The sequence below is a fragment of the Falsiroseomonas frigidaquae genome, from assembly GCF_012163145.1.
GTDB lineage: Bacteria > Pseudomonadota > Alphaproteobacteria > Acetobacterales > Acetobacteraceae > Falsiroseomonas > Falsiroseomonas frigidaquae.
On the sequence record NZ_JAAVTX010000004.1, the window covers coordinates 185,697 to 208,528 of the forward strand.

At 71.7% G+C, this 22,832-nt stretch carries 20 protein-coding genes; 12 read left to right on the plus strand and 8 right to left on the minus strand.

Features of this window, described 5'->3' with window-relative positions; all coding sequences use genetic code 11:
• Nucleotides 1-61 precede the first annotated feature (61 nt).
• The 12 genes from HB662_RS13435 (at nt 62) to HB662_RS29950 (ending at nt 16,800) form a co-directional block, all read left to right on the plus strand.
• A complete protein-coding gene (locus HB662_RS13435; RefSeq protein ID WP_168050328.1) occupies nt 62-1,345 on the plus strand; it encodes a glycosyltransferase family 4 protein in 1,284 nt (427 codons plus the stop codon).
• Nucleotides 1,335-2,048, plus strand: a complete 714-nt coding sequence (locus HB662_RS13440; protein WP_168050329.1) for a hypothetical protein — start codon at nt 1,335-1,337, stop codon at nt 2,046-2,048. Before HB662_RS13435 ends, HB662_RS13440 begins: the two co-directional genes overlap by 11 nt.
• Before the next feature lie 4 nt (nt 2,049-2,052).
• Nucleotides 2,053-3,768, plus strand: coding sequence for an ATP-binding cassette domain-containing protein (locus tag HB662_RS13445; RefSeq protein ID WP_168050330.1), 1,716 nt, complete (start codon nt 2,053-2,055; stop codon nt 3,766-3,768).
• Nucleotides 3,765-5,453: an ATP-binding cassette domain-containing protein gene (locus HB662_RS13450; protein ID WP_168050331.1), complete on the plus strand. Its 1,689-nt coding sequence runs from the start codon at nt 3,765-3,767 to the stop codon at nt 5,451-5,453. Before HB662_RS13445 ends, HB662_RS13450 begins: the two co-directional genes overlap by 4 nt.
• Nucleotides 5,450-6,799, plus strand: a complete 1,350-nt coding sequence (locus HB662_RS13455) for an HlyD family type I secretion periplasmic adaptor subunit (protein WP_168050332.1) — start codon at nt 5,450-5,452, stop codon at nt 6,797-6,799. Before HB662_RS13450 ends, HB662_RS13455 begins: the two co-directional genes overlap by 4 nt.
• 33 nt (nt 6,800-6,832) lie before the next feature.
• Nucleotides 6,833-8,044, plus strand: coding sequence for an FAD-dependent oxidoreductase (locus HB662_RS13460; protein WP_168050333.1), 1,212 nt, complete (start codon nt 6,833-6,835; stop codon nt 8,042-8,044).
• 97 nt (nt 8,045-8,141) lie between these two features.
• Nucleotides 8,142-9,485, plus strand: coding sequence for a sn-glycerol-3-phosphate ABC transporter substrate-binding protein UgpB (gene ugpB, locus HB662_RS13465; RefSeq protein ID WP_168050334.1), 1,344 nt, complete (start codon nt 8,142-8,144; stop codon nt 9,483-9,485).
• 72 nt (nt 9,486-9,557) lie between these two features.
• Complete coding sequence (gene ugpA, locus HB662_RS13470) at nt 9,558-10,439, plus strand: sn-glycerol-3-phosphate ABC transporter permease UgpA (RefSeq protein ID WP_168050335.1); 882 nt, start codon at nt 9,558-9,560, stop codon at nt 10,437-10,439.
• Nucleotides 10,439-11,341 carry a sn-glycerol-3-phosphate ABC transporter permease UgpE gene (gene ugpE, locus HB662_RS13475; protein ID WP_168050336.1) on the plus strand — a complete coding sequence of 301 codons (903 nt, stop codon included), beginning with the start codon at nt 10,439-10,441 and terminating at the stop codon, nt 11,339-11,341. Before ugpA ends, ugpE begins: the two co-directional genes overlap by 1 nt.
• A gap of 1 nt (nt 11,342) precedes the next feature.
• On the plus strand, nt 11,343-12,413 hold the full coding sequence (gene ugpC, locus HB662_RS13480) for a sn-glycerol-3-phosphate ABC transporter ATP-binding protein UgpC (RefSeq protein WP_168050337.1): 1,071 nt from the start codon (nt 11,343-11,345) through the stop codon (nt 12,411-12,413).
• A 16-nt stretch (nt 12,414-12,429) separates the two neighbouring features.
• Complete coding sequence (locus tag HB662_RS13485; RefSeq protein ID WP_168050338.1) at nt 12,430-14,604, plus strand: glycosyltransferase; 2,175 nt, start codon at nt 12,430-12,432, stop codon at nt 14,602-14,604.
• A 120-nt stretch (nt 14,605-14,724) separates the two neighbouring features.
• Nucleotides 14,725-16,800 (plus strand): ATP-binding protein, encoded by a 2,076-nt coding sequence (locus tag HB662_RS29950; protein WP_168050339.1) that lies wholly within the window; start codon nt 14,725-14,727, stop codon nt 16,798-16,800.
• Between the two features lie 29 nt (nt 16,801-16,829).
• Here HB662_RS29950 and HB662_RS13495 read toward each other — a convergent pair whose 3' ends face one another.
• The 8 genes from HB662_RS13495 to HB662_RS13530 form a co-directional block, all read right to left on the minus strand.
• Nucleotides 16,830-17,234: a response regulator gene (locus HB662_RS13495; protein WP_342449507.1), complete on the minus strand. Its 405-nt coding sequence runs from the start codon at nt 17,232-17,234 to the stop codon at nt 16,830-16,832.
• A gap of 94 nt (nt 17,235-17,328) precedes the next feature.
• Nucleotides 17,329-17,655 (minus strand): gamma-glutamylcyclotransferase family protein, encoded by a 327-nt coding sequence (locus tag HB662_RS13500; RefSeq protein ID WP_168050341.1) that lies wholly within the window; start codon nt 17,653-17,655, stop codon nt 17,329-17,331.
• 13 nt (nt 17,656-17,668) lie between these two features.
• Nucleotides 17,669-19,096, minus strand: a complete 1,428-nt coding sequence (pgmG, locus tag HB662_RS13505; RefSeq protein WP_168050342.1) for a phosphoglucomutase/phosphomannomutase PgmG — start codon at nt 19,094-19,096, stop codon at nt 17,669-17,671.
• Between the two features lie 39 nt (nt 19,097-19,135).
• The gene (locus HB662_RS13510) at nt 19,136-20,008 is read right to left on the minus strand and encodes a sugar phosphate nucleotidyltransferase (RefSeq protein ID WP_168050343.1); all 873 of its coding nucleotides are present in this window, start codon (nt 20,006-20,008) and stop codon (nt 19,136-19,138) included.
• A gap of 132 nt (nt 20,009-20,140) precedes the next feature.
• Nucleotides 20,141-20,833 (minus strand): J domain-containing protein, encoded by a 693-nt coding sequence (locus tag HB662_RS13515; protein ID WP_168050344.1) that lies wholly within the window; start codon nt 20,831-20,833, stop codon nt 20,141-20,143.
• A gap of 2 nt (nt 20,834-20,835) precedes the next feature.
• The gene (locus tag HB662_RS13520; protein ID WP_168050345.1) at nt 20,836-21,540 is read right to left on the minus strand and encodes a vWA domain-containing protein; all 705 of its coding nucleotides are present in this window, start codon (nt 21,538-21,540) and stop codon (nt 20,836-20,838) included.
• Nucleotides 21,537-22,253, minus strand: coding sequence for an endonuclease/exonuclease/phosphatase family protein (locus tag HB662_RS13525; protein WP_168050346.1), 717 nt, complete (start codon nt 22,251-22,253; stop codon nt 21,537-21,539). Before HB662_RS13525 ends, HB662_RS13520 begins: the two co-directional genes overlap by 4 nt.
• Entirely contained in the window at nt 22,250-22,810 is a 561-nt protein-coding gene (locus HB662_RS13530; protein ID WP_168050347.1) for a DUF2238 domain-containing protein, read from the minus strand. The genes HB662_RS13525 and HB662_RS13530 overlap by 4 nt, the downstream gene beginning before the upstream one ends.
• Nucleotides 22,811-22,832: the final 22 nt, after the last annotated feature.

Here is a 22,832-nt window from a genome sequence, read left to right on the forward strand (position 1 = left end):
CTTGAAACGCCGGGAATCGGTTATTTCGCCGCAACCCGCTTTACTTTAGCTTTGTGGAGCCATGCGCCTCCTCGTCTTCTGCCATAATCATCCTGACCTGCAGCCGGGCGGCACCGAGGTGGTGGCGCGTGGGCTGTTCCGTGCGCTGCGCGACCGGCATGGGGTGGAGGGGCTGTTCCTCGGCGCGGTCACCGCGCAGCACCGCGAACGCCGGCCGGGCACGCTGTTCCAGGCCATCGGCCGCCATCCGGATGAGATGCTGGTCTGGCTCAGCCATTTCGACCGCTTCCACCTGTCCCAGGTCGATACCTGGGGGCTGGCGGAGCTGGCCTCCTTCGTCACCGACTACCAGCCGGACATCATCCACTTCCACCACCTGCTGTATTTCGGGATCGAGACGCTGGACCTGGTGCGCCGGGTCGCGCCCAAGGCGAAGATCGTCGTCACCCTGCATGATTTCTTCGCGCTGTGCCCGCAGGAGGGCCAGTTGCTCACCACCGATGGCCGGCTCTGCCCCGGCCCCAGCGGCGATGGCTGCCGGCGCTGCTTCCCTGGCCGCGGCAGCACCGATCTCGTGCTGCGGGAAATTGCGGTGCGCGGCGCCATGGCGGGGGTCGATCTGCTGCTCTCGCCCTCGGATTTCCTGCGCGACCGCTTCATCGCGGCCGGCTGGGATGCCGGGCGAATCGAGCTGATGCGGAACGGCATCGGCGCCGGCGCCGTGGCGCCGCCACGCGCCGGGAACGGCCAGCGCCGCCGCTTCGGCTTCTTCGGCCACATCAACCGTTTCAAGGGCAGCCTGGTGGCGCTCGGCGCCTCCGCCCGGCTGACCCAGCAGGGCATCGCGCATGATCTGGCGCTGCATGGCGGCACCGCGCACCAGGCGGATGAGTTCCTGACGGAGTTCAAGGCGGCGCTGGAGGCGGCACCCGATGCGCGGCATCACGGCCTGTATGGCGCGGCCGACATGCCGGCGCGGATGGCGGGCGTCGATTGGGTGGTGATGCCCTCCATCTGGTGGGAAAACGCGCCGCTGGTGGCGCAGGAGGCGTTCCGCCACGGCCGCCCGGTGATCTGCGGCGATGTCGGCGGCATGGCCGAATCGGTGCGCGACGGAGTGGATGGGCTGCACTTCCCGGTGGGCGATGCGGTGGGCCTGGCGCGGGTGATGCGCCGCGCGGCGGAGGAGCCAGGTCTGTGGGACCGCCTCGCCGCCAACATCACCCCGCCGCATGGAATGGAGGAGGCGGCCGCGGAACACCTGGCGCTGTATCGCCGCCTGCTGGGTGCGGCGACGCCGCTGAAGCGGGCCATGCGGGCGGGGGGCCGGGCGCGTGTCGGCTGAGCCCCGTACCGCCCCCCTGGCTGCGCCGGATATCCGCGGCTTCGTCGATTCGGTCACCGGCAACCAGATCGATGGCTGGGCCTTCGAACCCACCCAGCCCACGGAACGTGTGGTGGTGGAATTGCGGCTGGATGGCGCGGCCGTCGCCACCAGCGTCGCCGATCGCCACCGGGCGGATCTGATCCGCGCCGGCATCGGCGATGCCTTCCATGGCTTCCGCTTCCTGCTGCGCCCGGCCTGGGCGGAACGCCGCGCCGATCTGCAGGTGGTGGCGCGCGGCATGGAGGGGGGCGAGGTGGCGCTGCCGCTGTTCCGCCGCGGCGCGCCGGCCTCCGCCGCGCCCACCGGCGATGCCCGGCCGGCGCCGCCGAATCCGCAGATCGTCAAGGCGATCGAGCAGCTCGTCGCCGGCCAGCGCGCGCTGGAGGCACGGCTGCAGGAACTCGCGCTGCGGCCGATGCCGGACCAGCCGATGGCCGCGCCGCTGAGCGCCGAGCCGGCCGAGGTCGAGCAGCGCATGGCGGTGCTGGAAGCCTGGGTGGCGCGGCTGGATGAACGCCTGGCCGGGCTGCAGGCAGCTGCCCCGGCGCCGCGCGCCGGCGGGCCCGCGGCGCTGGATACCTGGCAGGTGGTGCTGATGGCGCTGCTGGGTGTCAGCGGGCTGGGTGCGCTGGCGGTCTTCGCGCTGATCCTGGCCCTATAGCCAGATGGCTGAGGCACGCCGCCTGCCGAACCCCGCCGCCGCGCCCGAAGCGGACCGGCGGGACGTGATCGAGGTGGCGCGGGCGGAGGTTTCCGCCGCGGCGCGGCTGACCCTGGCGCTCGGCCTGGCGCTGAGCCTCGCCACCTTCGGCGTGGTCGCGGCCAAGCTGGTGATCTGGCAATTGGTGCTGCCCACCGGCAATCCCTGGACGCTGGCCGGGCTCGCCATCGTCTTCTGCCTGGCGGTCGGCATCCTGCTCGGGCTGGACCAGCTGCGCGAATTGGGGCTGCTCGCCGTGTCGAACCGCCTGGCGCGGCGGCTGGCGGCGCCGCTGGTGCTGGCGGCGGCGCAGCAGCCGGGAAGGTCCGACCTCGCCGCCGGCCAGGCGCTGCGCGATGTGGAGGAGCTGCGCCGCAACCTGACCGGCCCGGTGCTGACCGGGCTGGTGGATGCGGTGCTGGTGCCGACGCTGATCCTGCTGCTGCTGTTCTTCCACTGGGCCTTCACCTTGTGGGCGCTGGCCTGCTGCGTCGCCGCAGCGCTGCTGTCCCTGCTCGGGGACCGGCTGACCCGCCGCGCCGTCGCGGCCTCCAACGAGGCGCAGGCGCGCACGGCGGGGCTGGTGGCGGATGCCATGCGTTGCGCCGAGGCGGTGGAGGCGATGGGCCTGCGCGCGCCACTCGCCGCGCGCTGGGAAGCGCGGATGCAGGAAGGCGCGGCGGCGCTGCGCGGCGCCCAGGCCGGCGCGCGCTGGATCGGCGCGGGGCTTGCCACCATCCATGGCATCGGATCCGGCGGCGCGCTGGTGGTGGGCACGCTGCTGGCGGCCAGTGGGGTGAATGTCGGCTTCGGCATGCTGCTGGCCATGCTGGTCACCGGCCAGGTGATCTCGCCCTTCGCCCGCATCGGCGGGGCGACGCATGAATGGGGCGCGGCCATCGCCGCCTGGCGCCGGCTTTCCGCCATGATGCGCCCGGACCGCACCGCGGATACCGCCATCGCCTTCCCGTGCCGGGAAGCGCGGCTGCGGCTGGAGCGCGTCAGCTTCGCGCATCGCGGTGCGCCGCGGGCGCTGCTGCGCGACGTGTCGCTGGAGGTGGCGCCGGGCCAGATCGTTGCGCTGGCCGGCACCGCGGGCGCGGGCAAGACCACGCTGCTGCGCATCGCGGTGGGCATGATCCGCCCCTCCGCCGGCGGCTGTTTCCTCGATGGCCAGGCCACCTGGCAATGGGCGCGGGAGGATTTCGCCCGCCATGTCGGCTACCTGCCGCAGGACCCGCTGCTGACCGACGGCACGGTGGCGGAGGCGATCGCCCGCCTCGCCCAGCCGGACATGCCGGCGGTGATGCAGGCCGCGCGGCTGGCGGATGCCCATGGCCTGATCGCCGCCCTGCCCGCCGGCTACGCCACGCCGACGCGGGCGGAAGGCCCGCTTTCCGCCGGCCAGCGGCAGCGCGTGGCGCTGGCCCGCGCGCTGTATGGCAACCCGCGCCTGCTGGTGCTGGACGAGCCGGCCGCCTTCCTGGATGCGGCCGGGGAGGAACGGCTGGTGCGGTTGCTGCGCAACCTCGCCGCACGCGGCACCGGCATCCTGTTCACCTCGCACCGCCCGGTGCTGCTGGCGGCGGCGCATCGCGTGGTGACCTTGCGCGGCGGCCAGGTGGTACCCACCACCGGCGCGCCGTTGCTGGCGGCGCCGCTGGCGGGCCGCGCGGCATGACCGGGCAGATGAGCCAGGCCTGGGCGGCGCTGCGCCAGGCGCCGGCCTTTCGGCGGCTGCTGGCGCTGGCGCTGGCGATGTCCTTCGCACGGCAGGCGGCGCTGCTCGGCATGCCGCTGCTGACCATGCACATCTTCGATGGCGTGACGGAGGGCCACAACCTCGACACGCTGATGGTGCTGTCCATCGCCTTCGTCATCGCGCTCAGCATGGCCGGCGCGCTGCGGGCGCTGCGGGCGGCACTGATGTCCGCGCTGGCCGATGACATGGCCCGCCGGCTGAGCCTGGAGGCGCTGCAGGCCGCCGTGCGCAGCGCCCTGCTGGGCAGCCGGCAGCCGGGGCTCGCGGCGTTGCAGGACCAGGCGGAGCTGCGCCGCTTCCTCGGCGGCAACACCATCGCGGACCTGTTCGACATGACGGCGGTGCCGGTGGCGCTGGTGGTGCTGTTCCTGCTGCATCCGGTCTATGCGCTGGTGGTCGGCGCGGCCTGCGTGATGATGGGCCTGCTCGGCCGGGTGCTGGACCGCACCACGCGCGGGCTGGTGCGGGGTGCCTCCGAACGGCAGTTGAAGAATGCCGGCGAGTTGCAGGGCCGGCTGCGGCAGTCGGACATGCTGGAGGGGCTCGGCATGCTGGCCGCCGTGGTGAGGCGGTGGGAGCCGGCCCAGGCGGCGGCGCTGGCGGAGGGCGATCGCGCCCAGGCGCGGGCACGGGCGGTGCGGGGCGTGACCGAATACGCCTCCTACATGGCGCAGGGCGGCGTGGTGGTGGTGGGCGTGGTGCTGGCGCTGGGCGACCGGGCCTCGCCAGGGTCGATCATCGCCGCGATGATGCTGGCCGGCACCGCGACGCAGCCGATCGCGCGCATCGTGCTGGCCTGGCGCGAATGGGCTTTTGCCAATCTCGCCTGGCAGCGGCTGCAGGAGCTGTTCGCGGATCACGCGGCGCCGGCTGTTCGGCCGGCCGATCCGGCCGGGCCGCCCGGCCTTTGGCTGCGGGAGTTGCGCTGGACGCCGCCGGGCGGGCTGCATCCGGTGCTGGCCGATGTCACGCTGTACTGCCCGCCGGGCACGGTAACACTGGTGGTGGGGCCGAATGGCGTGGGCAAGTCCAGCCTGCTGCGGCTGGCGCTCGGGCTGCTGCCGGCGGAGGGTGGGCAGGCGCTGCTCGGTGGCCAGGCGACCCGCTTCGCCGACCGGGCGCTGCTTGGCCCGCGCATCGGCTACCTGCCGCAGGATGTGCAGCTTCTGGATGGCAGCGTGCTGCAGAATATCGGCCGCTTCGGGCCGGAGGATGCGGCCGGCGTGGTGGATGCCGCGCGGATGGCCGGCGCGCATGAGATGATCGGCCGCCTGCCGCAGGGCTACGCCACCGAGGCCGGTCCCACCGGCGGCCTGTCGATGGGCCAGCGCCGCATGATCGGCCTCGCCCGCGCCCTGTATGGCGCGCCGGAGTTCCTGGCGCTGGACGAGCCCGAGGCCGGGCTGGACCAGGCGGGGCGGGAGGCGGTGCGGGATGCGGTGCTGGCGGCGCGGGCGGAAGGTGCCGCCTGCCTGCTGATCAGCCATGAGCCGACGCTGTGGTCCGGGCATGTGGACCAGGTTCTGCGGCTGGCGCCGGGCGGCCATTGGCGTGCCGAGACACCTGGCGATGCGACGACGGCAGCGGGGGAGACGGCGGCATGACCGCGAGACTGGCCGGGCCGCGCCCGATGGCGCTGAACTTCGCCGAGGCCGAGGCCGCCGCCGCCACCCCGGACGTGAAGCGGGTGATGCGGGCCGCGCTGCTGCTGCTGGTGGTGGGCTTCGGCGGCCTGCTGTTCTGGGCCGCCATCACGCCGATCGAGCGGGCGGTGGTGGCGCGTGGGTCGCTGGTGGCGGAAGGCCGGCGCAAATCCATGATCCTGTCCGAACCGGGCATCCTGCAGGAATTGCTGGTGCGCGAAGGCCAGCGCGTGCAGGCCGGCCAGGTGCTGCTGCGGCTGGACCCGACCACGGCCGAATCCAACGCCGTGCAGCTGCGCGCCCAGGCCCGCACCCTGGCCGCCCGCGTCGCCCGGCTGCGCGCCGAACAGCAGGACCAGCGGCAATTCGCGATCCCCGAGGAGGTGGTGCAGGCCGCCCGCACGGACGCCGCTTTGGCCGCGCTGCTGAACGCGGAAACCCGGCTGTTCACCGCGCGGTGGGAAGCCTTCGACAGCAACATGCACGTCTATGAACGCCGCGCCGCCGTGCCGCGGGAGCAGTTGCTGGCCGCCGGCGCCCAGCGCACCGCCGCCGCCGCCCGCGCCGCCTCCGTCCGCGCCGACCTGCAAGGCCTGCGCCCCCTCGCCCAGCAGGGCTTCGCCCGGATGCGGGAGGTGCGGGAGCTGGAGCGGCTGGAGGCGCAGGCGCGCGGCGACATGGGCCTGTATGCGGCGCAGGAGGCGCAGTTCCGCCAGGCCATCGCGCAGGCGGAGGCCGAGCTCGCCACGCTGCGCCTGACCCGCGCCCAGGAGATCGCCCGCGAATTGCAGGATGCCCAGCAGCAGCTGGTGGAGGCGGAACAGCGGCTGGTTTCGGCCGAGAATATCCGGGCGCGGCGCGACCTGGTGGCCTCCGAGCCCGGCATCGTCACCGATATCCGCTTCGTCACCCCGGGCAGCAGCATCACGGATGGCCAGCCGGTGCTGGACCTGGTGCCGTTGGATGACCGGCTGGTGGTGGAGGCGCGCGTCGCGCCCACCGATGTCGAGCAGCTGCGCGTCGGCCAGCCGGTGAATGTCCGCCTGACCGCGCTGCGCCAGCGCACCACGCCGCTGCTGGCGGGCCGGCTCACCTATGTCTCCGCCGACCAGCAGACGGACCCGCAGGGCGTCGCCTTCTTCCTGGCCCGCGCCGAGATCGCGGCCAGCGAGCTGGAACGGGTGCCCGGGCTGCGGCTGAATGCCGGCATGCCGACGGAAATCTTCGTGCTCGGCGAGGTCCGCAGCGCGCTGAGCTACCTGGTTTCGCCGATCCGGGACTCGCTGCGGCGCGCGCTCAGGGATTAGATGCCGCCCTGACATGCAGGGCACACCGATTCCATGACCGACAAGGACCGCCGCATCGCCATCATCGGCGCCGGCCCGGTGGGGCTGGTGCTGGCGCTGAAGCTGGCCACGCTGGGGCTGCCGAGCCTGGTGCTGGAGGCCGGTGCGGATATCAGCGAGGAGCTGCGCGCCTCCACCTTCCACCCGCCGAGCCTCGACATGCTGGACGGGCTGGGCGTGGCGGCGCCGCTGGTCGAACAGGGGCTGGTGACGCCAACCTGGCAGATCCGCCGGCATGAGGATGGCGCGCGGGCGGTGTTCGACCTGTCGATCCTGAAGGACGACACGGCCCACCCCTACCGGCTGCAGGCGGAGCAGTGGAAGCTTTCGCGGATCATCCTGGCGAAGCTGGCGGCGGAACATGCCGGCACGGTCGAGATCCGCTTCGGCGCGAAGCTGGACACGGTGGTGCATGGCGCCGACCATGTGGCGCTGTCCGGCGAGGGCTTCGACAGCTTCGAGGCGCCCTACGTCGTGGGCTGCGACGGCGCGCGCAGCGTCATCCGCCGCGCCATGGGGCTGGATTTCGCCGGCGACACCTACCCCGAGACCACCATCCTCGCGACCACCCCCTTCCCCTTCCATGAGGTGTTCGAGGGGCTGTCCAACGTCAACTACATCTGGACGCAGCACCCCGCCTTCTCCGGCACCTTCTCCCTGCTCCGCGTGCCGGGGCTGTGGCGTGCATCGCTGCACACGGCGCCGGGCGAATCGGTGGAGCAGGCGCTGGAGCCGGCGGCGATCGAGCGCAAGCTGCAGGCGATCCACCCCAGGGACACGCCCTATGACGTGCCGGACCTGCGCCCCTACCGGATCCACCAGCGCATTGTTGAGAACTACCGCATCGGCCGGCTGGTGCTGGCGGGGGATTCGGCGCATCTGAACTCGCCCTCCGGCGGCATGGGCATGAATGGCGGCATCCAGGACGCGATGGAGCTGGCCGAGACCCTCGCCCCGGTCTGGCGCGGGGAGGCCGAGGACAGCCTGCTCGACCGCTACACCCGCCGCCGCCAGCCGATCGCGGCGAAGGAGATCATCGCCCAGGCCGACCGCAACCGCGCCCGGATGCGGGAGCAGGACCCGGCGCGCCGCGCCGTGCTGCTGGCCGATCTGCAGGCCATAGCGGCGGACCCGGTGAAAGCGCGGGAGCATCTGCTGCGCTCCTCCATGATCTCGGGGCTGCGCGCGGCAAGCCAGATCATGTGAGAAGTCGTCCCCTTCACCGAACTGACATAAAACTGTAAAATCCCCGCAACGCAGGCCGTCTAGAGCCCGCCGTCACCTCACGGGGAGAAATTTGCCCATGTTCCGCCGCACATTGATGGCGGGCGCCGTTGCGCTCGCGGGCCTGGTTGGCCCGGCCGCCGCCCAGCAGCCGGCCGAGATCCAGTTCTGGCATGGCCTGTCGCAGCCCCTCGGCGGGCTGCTGGAGCAGGTGGTGACGGAGTTCAACGCCAGCCAGTCGCAGGTTCGCGTCGTGCCGAGCTTCCGCGGTTCCTACCCGGAGACGATGGTCGCCGCGATCGCCGCCTTCCGCGCCGGCCAGGCGCCGCACATCGTGCAGATGTTCGAAGTCGGCACCGGCACCATGATGAATGCCGGCCGCGCCGTCATTCCGGTGCATGAGCTGCTGTCGCGCACCGGCGTCGCCATCAACTGGGACGACTTCCTGCCCGGCGTGCGCGGCTACTACGCCGCAGCCAATGGCAACCAGATGTCGATGCCGTTCAACAGCAGCACCGCCATCACCTACTACAACAAGGACGCCTTCCGCGCCGCCGGGCTGAACCCGGACGAATTCCCCACCACCTGGGAAGGCGTGGAACGCGCGCTGCGGGCGCTGAAGGCCAGTGGCCATGCCTGCCCGATGTCCACCGCCTGGCCGACCTGGGTGATGGTCGAGCAGTTCAGCGCCATCCATGACATGCCGCTGGCGACGCTGGCGAACGGCTTCGGCGGGCTGAACACGGAACTGCGGCTGAACAACCCGCTGATGCTGCGCCACATGACCAACCTGGTGAACTGGCAGAAGGAAGGCCTGTTCCGCTACGGCGGCCGCAACAACGCCGGCGAGGCGTCCTTCCCGTCGGGCGAATGCGCCATCATGATGACGTCCTCCGGCTTCCGCGCCCGGGTGCAGCGGGAGGCGCGCTTCAACTGGGGCGTCGCCATGCTGCCGTACTACGAGGGCACGCAGAACGCGCCGGCCAATGCCATCATCGGCGGCGCCAGCTTCTGGGTGATGAATGGCGGCCCGAGCGTGACGCGCAGCGAGGCCGAGCAGCGCGGCGTGGCGAACTTCTTCGCCTACCTCGCCCGTCCCGACGTGGCCGGCAAGTGGCACATGGACACCGGCTACCTGCCGATCACCCGCTCCGGCTTCGAACACGCCCGCAGCCAGGGCTTCTACGCCAAGCCGGAGAACACCGGCGCCGAGGTGCCGATCGAGCAGATGCTGCGCGGCGCGACCACGGAGAATACCCGCGGCATCCGCCTCGGCGGCTTCGTGCAGATCCGCGACATCATGCAGGAGGAAATGGAGAAGGCCTTCCAGGGCCAGCAGACCCCGGAACAGGCCCTCGCCGCCATGAATACCCGCGGCAACGCGGTGCTGCGCAATTTCGAGCGTGCGAATCGCGGCGGCTGATGCCACAGCGATGAACTGGCCGGGGGGTGGGCGCAACGCCCACCCCCTTGTCGTTTGAGGGAGGCCCAGCGGTTGCGGAAGAAGGTCATCTTCAAGGGCATTGCCCTGCCATGGCTGCTGCTGCTGCCGCAGCTTCTGATCACCGGCGTGTTCTTCTTCTGGCCGGCGGGCCAGGCGATCTACGGGTCCTTCCTGCGTGAGGACGCGTTCGGCCTGTCACGGCAATTCGTCGGCTTCGAGAATTTCGCCGAGGTGCTGGCGGACCCGAACTACCTGGCCTCCGGCTGGACCACCGTGGTGTTCTCCTTCTCCGTCGCCTTCACGGCGCTGAGTGCCGCGCTGTTCCTGGCCGTGCAGGCGGACAAGGCGATCCGCGGCGCCAATGGCTACAAGACCCTGCTGATCTGGCCCTATGCCGTGGCGCCTGCCATCGCGGCCGTGTTGTGGCTGTTCATGTTCCACCCGCAGATCGGCCTTTTCGGCCGCATGCTGAACGGGCTCGGCATCGGCTGGGACTATCGGCTGAACGGCGACCAGGCGATGCTGCTGGTGATCCTGGCCGCGGCGTGGAAGCAGGTTTCCTACAACTTCATCTTCTTCATGGCCGGGCTGCAATCCATTCCCAAGGCGGTGCTGGAGGCGGCGGCTATCGATGGCGCGCGGCCGATGCGCCGCTTCTGGACCATCATCTTCCCGCTGCTGGCCCCCACCTCCTTCTTCCTGCTGGTGGTCAACATCGTCTACGCCTTCTTCGACACCTTCGGCATCATCCACGCCCTGACCAATGGCGGCCCGGGCCAGGCGACGACGACGCTGATCTACAAGGTGTATGTGGACGGCGTGCAGAACCTGAACTTCGGCTCCTCCGCCGCGCAGAGCGTCATCCTGATGGTCATCGTCATCCTGCTGACCGCGGTGCAGTTCCGCTTCGTCGAGCGGAAGGTGCATTACTGATGTCCGCCACGACGGATCTCGAGGCCGACCGCCTCGCCCGCGCCACAGTGCGCCGCAACGCGCGCAACCGCTGGGTGGCCTACATCACGCTGAGCCTCGGCGTGCTGATCTTCGCCTTCCCGATTTGGCTTACCGTGGTGGGCTCCACGCATGATGCCTCCACCATCGGCCGAGGCGACGTGCCGCTGTGGTTCGGGCCGCATGCGATCTCCAACTACGTCTCCGCCTGGCTGACGGGTGGGGAGGCGACGCGCACCACACGGTCCGTCCCGGCCTGGGTCATGCTGTGGAACAGCCTGAACATGGCGGTGCTGATCGCGGTCGGGAAGATCGCGATCTCCCTGCTCTCGGCCTATGCCGTGGTGTTCTTCAGCTTCCCCGGCCGCATGGTGGCCTTCTGGCTGATCTTCATCACGCTGATGCTGCCCGTTGAGGTGCGGATCATCCCGACCTTCGAGGTCATGGTGAATCTCGGCCTGATCAACAGCATGACCGGCCTGGTGGTGCCGCTGATCGCATCCGCCACCGCGACGCTGCTGTTCCGGCAGTTCTTCCTGACCATCCCGGATGAATATGTGGAGGCGGCGAAGATCGACGGCGCCGGGCCGCTGCGCTTCTTCAAGGACGTGGTGCTGCCGCTGTCGGTGACGAATATCGCGGCGCTTTTCGTCATCCTGTTCATCTATGGCTGGAACCAGTACCTCTGGCCGTTGCTCATCGTCACCGACCGGGACCTGGAAACGGTTGTCGTCGGCATGACCAAGATGATCGGCAACGGCGACGCGCAGAATGAATGGAACATCATCATGGCTACCGCCGTGCTCGCCATGCTGCCGCCCGTGGCAGTGGTGGTGTTCATGCAGCGGTGGTTCGTGAAGGGCCTGACGGAGACTGAGAAGTAACATGGCCACGCTCTCCCTGGACTCCGTCAAGAAGCAGTTCGGCACCACCCAGGTCCTGCACGGCATCGACCTGCAGGTCGCGGATGGCGAGATGATCGTCGTCGTCGGCGCCTCCGGCTGCGGCAAGTCCACGCTGCTGCGCATCGTCGCGGGGCTGGAGACAGCAAGCTCCGGCACCGTGCGCATCGATGGGCGCGACGTGACTGCGCTGGAGCCGGCGGACCGCGACATCGCCATGGTGTTCCAGAACTACGCGCTGTATCCGCACATGTCGGTCTTCGAGAACATGGCCTATGGCCTGAAGATCCGCGGCATGAAGCCGGCCGAGATCCGCCGCCGGGTGGATGAGGCGGCGCAGATGCTGGAGATCGGCGCGCTGCTGGACCGCAAGCCGCGCCAGCTCTCCGGCGGCCAGCGCCAGCGCGTCGCCATGGGCCGCGCCGTGGTGCGGGAGCCCAAGCTGTTCCTGTTCGACGAGCCGCTGTCGAACCTTGATGCCAAGCTGCGCGTGCAGATGCGGGCCGAGATCCGCCGCCTGCAGAAGCGCCTCGGCGTCACCAGCCTGTTCGTGACACATGACCAGGTGGAGGCGATGACGCTGGGCGACCGGCTGGTGGTGATGCACCAGGGCCGCGCCGCGCAGGTCGCCTCGCCCATGGAGGTCTGGGGCCGCCCGGCGGATACCTATGTCGCCAGCTTCATCGGCTCGCCGGCCATGAATTTCCTTGCGGCGACGCTGGAGCCGGGCGGCGGCGCGGCCGCGCTGAAGGCCGGCCCGACCATCGGCCTCACCGATGGCCCGCGCGCCGGGGAGGCCGGGATGCCCCTCACCCTCGGCATCCGCCCGGAACACATCCAGCTTGGCGAGGGGGGGCTGGACCTGGCGGTGGATCTGGTGGAACCCCTGGGGTCGGAGACCGTGATCCACGGCACCATCCCGGGCGGGGAGACGCTGACGGTGCGCCTGCCGGTGCCGGCGAGTGGCATCGGCGCCGTCCTGCCGGTGATCCTGCCCTGGGATGCCTTCCATATCTTCGACGGCGCCAGCGGCCGCCGCATCGACCCAGCCTGAGGAAGACCCGTCCCGCATGGATGTGGAGCCCGAGCCCGAGACCCCGCCGACCCCCGAAGCCAGCCCAGAAGCCATCCGGGCCCGCGCCGATGCGCTGCGCGATGCGCGGAACTGGCCGGCGGCGGAGGCGGCGTATCGCGAATATCTGGCGGAACGGCCGCGCCACTGGCAGATCCATGTCCAGCTCGGCCACACCCGCAAGGAGCAGGGCGACCTGGAAGGGTCGCTGCCGCATTACCAGCGCGCCGCCATGCTGGCGCCCGACGACCCGGACCCGATGCTGCAGGCCGGCCATGTGCTGCGGAACCTCGGGCGTGGCGGCGAAGCCTCCGTGGCACTCGCCCGCGCCCTGGCCCTGGCACCCGATAGCCCGGCGCTGCGCCATGTGGTCGCCCTGCTGCGCCACCGCACGCAGCCGGCGCCCGACGGCCCGATGCTGCCACCGTTGCCGCGCCCGACCGGCGCGCCGACGCAGCTCGCCTTCGATGTCACGGACCTGCTGGACTATCTGCGCGCCGCGCGCACGCCGACCGGCATCCAGCGCGTGCAGATGGGCATTCTCGGCGCCCTGCTGGCCAGCCCGCAGCGGCCGGCCAATGTCATCCTGGTGGGGTTCGAGGGCTCCACCTGGCGCTGGTGGCATGTGGACGAGGCCGCCTTCCGCCGCGTGCTGGCGCTGGCGCGCATTGGCGGGCGCGATGATGACCCCGCCTGGCGCGCCGCCACCGCCGCCCTGGTCGCGCCCGATGCGCGGCCGGATGCGCCGATCGTCGCCGGCTGCACCCTGGCCTCGCTCGGCAATGCCTGGGGCGTGCAGGAGTATTTTCGGGGATTGCGCCGGCTGCGCGCCACCACGCCGTTGCGCTACGTCGCCTTCGTGCATGATTGCGTGCCACTCGCCATGCCGGAGCATTGCCTGGACCTGACGGTGCGCCTCTATGCCCGCTGGTTCGCCGCGCTCTCGCTGCATGCGGATGGCATCTTGGCCAATTCCCGCGCGACCATCGCCGACCATGCCCGCTTCGCCGCCCCACTCGGCCCGGTGGCCCCGGCCCGGCTGATCCGCCTGGCTGCGGAGGGCGGCGCCTCCCCCGTCGCCGCCGCGCAGGCGGCGGAGGCACTGCGCGCGCCGCGGCCGGGCGAGGATTTCGTGCTGTTCGTCGCCACGCTGGAGTCCCGCAAGAACCACCTGATGGTGTTCCAGGCGTGGCTGGAGCTGATCCGCCGCCTCGGCGCGGACCGCGTGCCGCGCCTGGTCTGCGTCGGCCGGCCCGGCTGGCGGGCGGAAGCGGCGCTGGCGCTGCTGGAAGGCTCGCCGGACCTGCGGCGCAAGGTCACGGTGCAGTCCGGCGTCTCCGACCTCGCTCTGGCCGGGCTGTATGGGCGCTGCCTGTTCACCGTCTACAACTCCTTCCACGAGGGCTGGGGCCTGCCGGTCAGCGAGAGCCTGGCCGCCGGCAAGCTGGCCGTGGTGCCGGCCCATTCCGGGCTGCTGGAGGCAGGCAGCCCCGGCGCCGTGTTCTTCGCCCCGCAGGACCAGCCCGACCTGGTGGTGAAGCTCGAGATGCTGCTGACCGACCCGGCGCAGCGCGCCGCCCTTGAATCCCGCATCGACCGCGCCAGCGCCCGGCGCGACTGGCCCGATGCGGCGCGGGAGGTGCTGGAGGCGCTGGCCAGCCCGCACGACCAGCCCGAGTCGCCCAGCTTCCTGCCGCTCGGCCGGCACCTGCCGATGGGCTGGCGCGGCGATGGCCTGCCCTCCCCGTCCATGGCCTGGGCCGAGCGGGTGCGCGAAGGGCTGGCCTGGTGGTGGCAGGAGGATTGGGGCGTCTGGATGCGCGACGGCATCGCCACGCTCGCTCTGCCATCGGACCAGCCGGAAGGCACGCCGATGCGCGTGGTGCTGGAACTGCGTGGCCCGCCGGGCCCGCTGAACCTTCGCCTGCGCGCCCGCGGCGCCCGCGCCGAAGCCTGGCGCGGCGTGGCGCTGGCGCCGGGGGAGGTGCTGCGCTGCGTGCTGCAGGCCGAGGCCGGACCGGGCGGGATGGCGGTGGATTTGGATTGCGGCGACGGCGTGCCCCTGGGCGACCGATTCAAGCGGGTGGTCGGTGCCGGGCTGGTCGGCGTGATGCTGTGCCGGGAGGATGACCTGGCCGCACGCCTCTCCGCCCTGGAACGCGCGGAAGCCTGAGGACCATTCCGGGTGCGGATGCAGGCGCGCCCGGCATGGCCTATCCTGTTCAGCGAATCGGCAAGGGGCCGGCACTTACCGCGCGGCGGCGCGCGTCTTCTCCTGCACCTCCTACCCCTGGTGAAAGGGTACCGTTCCATCATTCGCGACCCGCAGCCCCGTACCGCCCGCCCCGGAGCCGACCGGCCCGGTCGCGCCGCGCTGCTGGGCGGGGTGCTGGCGTCGGGCCTGGCCTGGGGTGCGGCGGCCTGGTTCGCCCAGGATCGGACGGAGGCCGCCGCCGCCGCGGCCCTCGCCACCGTGGAACGTGCGGCCCAGGCCGGGCTGCGCCTGGCGGGACGGCCGATCGAAGCGGCGGCCGAGGCGCTGTCCGCCACCGCCCCCCGCCCGGAGATCGCGCTGGCACAGGCGCTGGCCGGCCGGGCGGGGCGGGACGGTCTGCAATTCGGCGCCGTCACGGATGCCACCGGCCGCATCCTGTGGTCCAGCCATCCGCCTCTGGTCGGTTCATCCCTGGCGGGGCGGGAGGCCTTCGCGCAGCACCGGGGCGGCCGCGCGGCGCTGCTGCTGAGCCCGGCGCTGCTCGACCTGCCGGGCGGCCCGCGCAGCCTGCTGGCCAGCCAGCCGCTGACCGATGCGCGCGGCGATTTCGCCGGCATCGCCGTGGTTGCGATCGATCCGCGCCGCCTGGACCGGGCACTGGAGGATGCGGCGCTGACCCCCGGGCTGCGCCTGGCGCTGCTGCGGCCGGATGGCACGCCGCTCGCCACCGGCGGCACCGCCGGGTGGGGCACCATATGGCCGGAGCCGCCCGAAACCCCGCTGCTGCGGCCCGCCACCGCCGATCTGCCGCCGCTGGCGCTGGCCACCGCACCGGTGGCGCCGGAGCTGGTGCTGCTCGCGGCCTATGACCGCAGGGCGGCATCGGCGGCGGCGGCTGAGGCCGGCTGGCTCGGCTTCCTCGCCGCCTTCCTGACCAGCGTGGTGGCGATCGGCACGCCGCTGCTCCGCCGCCCCGGCAGCCCGCCCGCGGCCCGGACGCTGGAGGAGGCGCTGCCCGCCGTCGGCTATCGCGGCATCATCGAGGCCGGCGGCACGCTGCGCCTGACGGAGATCGGGCCGGCGATCGAGCGGCTGACCGGCTGGACCGCGGAGGCCGCGCTGCGCCCCGGCTGGCGCGTCCGCAGCATGGATGCGGCCAGCCTGCCGCTGGGCGCGGATATCGAGGACCGGCTGCGGCGCGAACCCTCCGCCACTGCGGAATTCCGCTTCCGCCGCGCCGATGGCGCCTGGATGTGGCTGCGCGAGACGCTGCGCGCCACCGCCCGCACCACGGCGGGCATCGAGGTGGCGGGTGCGCTGGAGGATATCTCGGCCGAACGCGAACTGGCCCTGCAGGCCGCGACCGCGGCGAAATTCGCCACGCTGGGGGAAATGGCGGCCGGTCTGGCGCATGAGCTGAACCAGCCCATCGCCATCATGTCCCTGGCCGCCGAGAACGCCGCCGAAGCTCTGGAAGACGGCGAACATGGGGTGGAGGAGGCGCTGGTGCGGCTGCGCCGCATCATGGCGCAGGCGGATCGCGCCAAGGCCATCGTCACCCAGCTCCGCGCCTTCTCCCGCGTCGATGTCTCGGCGCTGGAGCCGGTGGATCTCGGCGCCGCGGTGCAGGGCATGATGGTGCTGGCCGGCCAGGCGCTGCGCGATGCCGGCATCCAGGTGCAGCTGCGCCTGCCGGATGTGCTGCCGCCGGTGGTCGGGCAGATCATCCTGGTCGAGCAGGTGCTGCTGAACCTGGTGCTGAACGCCCGCGATGCCCTGCAGGAACGCCCGCCGGAGCGCCGGCGCCTGCGCATCGAGGCGGAAGCCGGCCCGCGTGGCGATGCCGAGGTGGTGACGCTGAGGGTGGTCGATACCGGTCCCGGCCTGTCGGCGGAGGTACTGGAGAAGCTGTTCGAGCCCTTCTACACGACCAAGCCGCCCGGCCTCGGCACAGGGCTGGGCCTGTCCATCTCCCGCACCATCATGCGCGGCCTGGGCGGGCGGATCGTCGCCGCGAATGCTCCGGAGGGGGCGGAGATGGGGGCCGAATTCACCCTGGTCTTCCGCCGCGCGCAGGTCCCGTCCGGGGCGCCGGTGGCCGAGCCGGAGGTTCGCGCCGCAGCGCCCGCCCCGCGCTGGCCCGCAGCGATCTAGCCCTGCCGGCCTTCAGGCCGGCCCGGCATTCAGGCGGCGCAGAGACGCCCCAGCATCGCGATCAGCTCGCCCGGATCATAGGGCTTCGCCAGCACCATGGCGTGCTGGTGGCCGGGCGGCAGCCCGGAGGCTCCGTAGCCGGTTGCGATCACATACGGGATGCCCCGCGCCGCAAGCAGATCCGCCACTGGCGTGGAGGTTTCCCCGGCCAGGTTGAGGTCGAGCACCACCGCATCCGGCCGCTCCCCCTCCAGGAAGCGCAGCGCCTCCTCCACCGTCGCCGCAGGGCCAAGCACTTGGAAGCCGGCGTCGAGCAGCGCGTCCTCCACCAGCATGGCGACAAGGGCCTCGTCCTCAATAACGAGGACCCTCCTGACGATTCCCGACATTGCCCACTCCGTTCGCCCTGTGGTCCCGCGCACACCGAACGCCATGCGCACCCAGGCGTTCCGCTAGCACGTGTCATGCACGAGACTGCACGCGAAGCCCCGGAACACGATTTCCGCCTGTTTCATGGCGTGCACGTCATCAACACTGCGCCAACGCTGGGTTGGAAATCCAGGCTTTTGCAACCCGAAGCCCGCATCCTGTCTGAACCCGCACGGGCCGCAGCCGGTAGGCCGCGCCCTCATAGGCCATCAAGCGGCGCAGCGGGGCGCCACAGACCCGCAGCAGCAGGCCGGGGACCTGGCCGCGCCGGTCGCGACGAAGCGTCGGATAGGGGTGTCGCCGCAGCATGACCCGGCGCCAGCCCGGCAGCATGGCCGGACGCAACGCGCGGGGCGAAAACCGGCGCCCGGCGCGAGCGGCGAGCACCGCCGGGTCGAGCAGCGTGCCATAGAGGAAGACCTCCATGGCGGACTTGCCGTCAGTGGCCGGCGTTTTCGCCGGAGAAATCCGGCACCGGCAGGCCGGAAGCCTGGAGCTGGCGGGCGATATCCGCCTTCAGCCGGTCGAGCCCCGCCTCGGAGGAGGCCTCGGCGCGGGCCACCAGCACCGCCTGGGTGTTGGAGGCGCGCAGCAGCCACCAGCCATCCTCGGTCAGCACCCGCACGCCGTCCACGTCCTGGACCTTCGCGCCCTCATCGGCCAGGCGCTGCTTCACCTCGGTGATGACGCCGAATTTGCGGGTATCGGCGCAGTCGAAGCGCAGTTCCGGCGTGTTGATCACCTGCGGCAGGGCGGCGCGCACTTGGCTCAGCGTCTCCGGCATGCGGGCGACGATGCCGAGCAGGCGCAGCGCGGAATAGGGCGCGTCGTCGAAGCCGTACCATTTGTCGGCGAAGAAGATGTGGCCGGACATTTCGCCGGCCAGCGGGCTGCCGGTCTCGGCCATCTTGGACTTGATCAGGCTGTGCCCGGTCTTCCACATCAGCGGCGTGCCGCCCGCCTTGGCAATCTCGTCGAACAGCACCTGGCTGGCCTTGACGTCGGCGATGATGACGCCGCCCGGCTTCGCCTTCAGCACGTCGCGCGCCAGCACCACCAGGAGCTGGTCGCCGAACAGGATGTGACCCTCATTGTCCACCACGCCGATGCGGTCCGCATCGCCGTCGAAGGCGATGCCAAGGTCGGCACCCTGCTTGGCGACCTCGGCGATCATCTCCTCCAGGTTCTTCGCCACCGTCGGGTCCGGGTGGTGCGCCGGGAAGGTACCGTCGATGCTGCCATTGATGATGTAGTGGGTGCCGGGAAGCCGCGCCGTCAGCAGCTTGACGATCTCGGCGCCGGATCCGTTGCCCGGGTCCCAGACCACCTTCAGCGACCCGGCCTTGCCGGACGCGTCGCCGCCATCCCAGTCCTGCATCATCCGCGCCACGTAGCGCTCGGAGACATCGACCTGTTCATCGGTGCCGACGGCGGTGGGCACCACGTCGCCCTCCGCCGCCATGCGGCCGATTTCCTGGATCTGCGTGCCGTAGAACGGCTTGCCGTCCAGCATCATCTTGAAGCCGTTGTAGTCCGGCGGGTTGTGGCTGCCGGTGACCATGATCGCGCCATCGGCCTCCAGCGCATAGGAGGCGAAGTACAGCATCGGCGTCGGCCCGCAGCCGATCCGCGCCACCTTCAGCCCGCAGGCGCGCAGCCCGGCGACGAGCTGCGCCTCCATCTCCGGCGAGGACAGCCGCCCGTCATAGCCCACCGCAACCTTGGTGCCGCCACCGCGGGACACCATGGAGCCGAAGCAGCGGCCGATGGCGAAGGCGTCCTCCGGGTGCAGGGTCTGCCCGACGATGCCGCGGATGTCGTATTCCCGCAGCGAAGTCGGGTCGAAGCGGTGATTGAAGGCGGTCATCGGCGGCTGCTCTCCGTCGGTGCGGTGCTGGTGGGCGCGCTACTGGGCGTATTTCTGGATGATCGCCCGCATGGTGGATTCCATGTCCGGGCGGGCCAGGGCGAAGGCCACCTGGGCTTCCAGGTAACCCGCCTTGTCGCCGCAGTCGAAGCGCCGGCCTTCATAGAGAACGCCATGGAACGGTTGGGTTCCGATCAGCTTCGCCATGCTGTCGGTCAACTGGATCTCGTTGCCGGCGCCCTTCTCCTGCGTCGCCAGGTGGCCCATCACCTCCGGCATCAGGATGTAGCGGCCGATGACGGTCAGGTTGGAGGGCGCCTTCTCGATCGGCGGCTTCTCGACCAGGCCCTTCACCTCGACGAGGTTGCCGGTCGTCGCACCCGGATCGATCACGCCGTAGCTGCTGACGCGTTCCTTCGGCACCGTCTCGATGGCGACGACGTTGCCGCCGGTCTCGTTGTAGGCGTCGACCAGCTGCTTGGTGCAGGATACGTCGCACAGCATCAGGTCGTCCGGCAGCAGGATGGCGAAGGGCTCATCCGCCACGAAGGCCCGCGCGCACCAGATGGCGTGGCCGAGGCCCAGCGGCACCTGCTGGCGGGTGGAGACGACCGAGCCCGGCGGCAGTGCCTGGGCGTGCAGCATGGCCAGTTCCTTGGCCTTGTTGCGCTCCGTCAGGGTGCGCTCCAGCTCGTAGGCGACGTCGAACTGGTCCACCAGCATGGTCTTGCCGCGGCCGGTGACGAAGCAGAATTCCTCGATGCCCGCCGCGCGGGCTTCCTCCACGGCGTACTGGATCAGCGGCTTGTCGACGACCGGCAGCATTTCCTTCGCCATCTGCTTGGTGGCGGGCAGGAAGCGCGTACCGAGACCGGCGACGGGCAGGACGGCCTTGCGGAGCGGCTTTCGCACGGATGGGGTTTTCCCTATCGGTCAGGTGGGGCGATTGGTGGCGCAGGAGTGCCACTTCCGCCGGGCGCCGTCCACCGGGCGCCGCCCACCGGGCGCATCAATACGCCCCCTGGACACAACCCCCGGCCGTATTCAGCCCAGCAGCGTATCGCGCGCCTCGTTCAGCCGGGAGGCGAGCCAATCCGAGCCGCCCTGGTCGGGATGCGCGCTGCGCATCAGCCGGCGGTGCGCCGCCCGAATCTCCTCCGCCGAGGCGCCCTCGGCCAGGCCGAGCACCTGCAGCGCCTCCGCCCGCCCCATCGGGCCGGAAGGCGCCTCGGGCGGCGGGGCCGCCTGGCGCCAGTCCGGATGGCTGCGATCCAGCCAGGCTTCCAGCAGCGGCATGCCATCCGGGTCCCGCGCCGCCAGTTCCGCCATCAGCGCCAGCAGCGCCGGCAGGTCCAGCTCGCCGAGATCGGAGCCGCCGAAGTGCCCGGCCTTCACCCGCCCGGTCATCCGCCCGCTGTCATGGTCCAGCGTCATCGCCAGCAGCGTGGTCTCGACCTCGGAGGCCTGCCCGGGGCTGGCCGCGCCGCCGCGGGCGAAGGTGCCGGCGACACGCCGCGCCTGCACCCAGCGCCAGACCAGCGGCCCGAACAGCGCCAGCGCCCAGAAGGCCTGCCCGGCCCGGCCGGTGGCCAGCAGCGCCACCAGCAGCACGAGGCCGAAGCCGCCGGCGAACAAGGCCAGCGCCCCTTTCACCTGTGCCGGCCTCGCTTCCGCGAACAGCTTCAACAGGGCGAGAATCGCGACGAGCAGCAGCAGCCCGAGCGCCAGCCATCCCATGCTCAGCGGCCCCGCGGCGCCGGCAATTGCCCAGCGATACCCCGCGCCGCGGCGCTGCCCAGGCGTTGCAGCGCCGGCCGGCCACCGGCCGCGAAGACCGCGACGGCGCGCAGCAGGTCACGCAGCGCCCCGGCGCTGGCCGTATCGAACGGCGCCCAGGCGCCGCCGGACAGCTTCGCCACCTGGCGCAGCGCATTCTGCGCCACCGGGTCCTTGCCTTCCTGGAAGCAGAACACAGGCGTGCCGCGCAAGCCGAGCTGGCCGGCGACATGGCAGGCGGCGTCCACATCCTCCTCGAAGGCATCGCCGATGAAGACCAGGGCGTTCACCCTGCGGCGCTGCGTCTCCTCCAGAACGTGGCGCAGCACGCGGGTGATCTGGGTCTGCCCGCCGAGGCAGGTCACGCCCGTCATCCGCCGCGCCAACTCCTCCGCATTCGCCAGGAAGGGCGTGGCGGCGAATTCCTGGAAGCCGCGGTAATAGGCCAGGCTGACCGCCAGCCCGCCGATCTCCCGCACCGCGCCGAACATCTCCGCCTGCAGGTGGCAGGCGCGATCCCAGCTTGGCTGGCGGCTGGCGGTGGCATCCAGCGCGAAGACCAGCCGGCCGGGCGCCCCGGCCACCGGCGCCGCCGCCGGCATGGCGGCCACCTTCTGCAGGAACGCCGCGACGGCCGGGTCACGGGACTTGTCGGGCAGGTTCGTCATGCAGTCGATGTGGCCCCTGCCGGGCCGAACCGCCAGGGTGGAACCAGCCGCGCCAGCAGCGGCAGATGGTCCGAGGCCCGCCGCGCCGCCGGCGTATCGTGCAGCGCCACCGCCTCCACCAGCCCGGCCGGATGGCCGAGGATGTGGTCCAGCGGCAGCATCGGGCGGATCGCGGGAAAGCTCGGCACCAGGGCCGGGCGGCCGAAGACCGGCGCCAGCACGGCCAGCGCCGAGCCCTGCGGCCGCCATTCGTTGAAATCGCCCAGCAGCAGCGTCGGCAGCGCCGGGTCCATCGCCGCCAGCAGCGCCGCCGCCTGCGCCCGCCGCCGCGCCGCGCCCAGGCTGAGATGCGCCGCCAGCAGCCGGAACGGCCCCTGCCCCAGGTCGAGATCCACCAGGATCGCCCCGCGCGGCTCCCACCCGCCCAGCTTCAGGCCGCGCGGCGGGGCCAGCAACCGGGCCTCGCGCCGGGCCAGCACCAGGTTGCTGCGAAACCCCTGCTGCGCCGGGTCCACCCGCAGCGGCACCAGGCCGATCTCGGCCAGCCCCGCCTCCGGCAGCATCGGGGTGGCGCGGCGGAAATAATGCTGCGCCTCCTGCAAGGCGATGACGTCGGCGCGCAGCTCCGCCAGCACCGCGAGGATGCGGTCCGGCCGGGGCAGGCCGACATGGCCGCGGGCGCGATGGATGTTCCAGGTGGCGACGCGGATCACGGCCTGTCGCGCCGCCACAAGGCCGCGCCGGCCGCCGCGCCGAGCGTGGTCAGCAGGATGTCGGTGACCGTGTCCAGCGTGTTGCCGATGATGCCGAGGATCCATTCCAGCACCTCCCACCCCACAGCAATACCGAGGCCGAAGACCAAGCCGTGCCGCGCCAGGCGCCAGGCGCCGCGTGGCCTTCCGTCGGCCAGCACCAGCCCCGCCAGGACGGCACCGGCCAGCAAGCCGCTGACCAGGTGCACCACCTCGTCATAGGGGTTGGCGCCGTGGAACCAGTTCAGCCCATAGCCGGGCGTGCTGATCAGGCTGGCCAGCACCGGCGCCGCATCCAGCCCGCGCGGCAGGCGGCGCAGGCGTGCGGGCAGCACCGCCATCCGCTCCCGCGGCGGCAGGATGACGCCAAGGCAGCCAAGCAGTGCCGCCACGGTGCCTCCGGCAGCGCCGCGCTTGTCCAGCAGCCACAGCGCGACGGCCGCGGCGGCCAGCGCGGCGAGGCAGAACCAGGCGAAGCGCGATTGATGGCGCAGATCGTCACGTGTCAGCAGCGCCATCCCGTCTCCCCTGGCTGTTCCC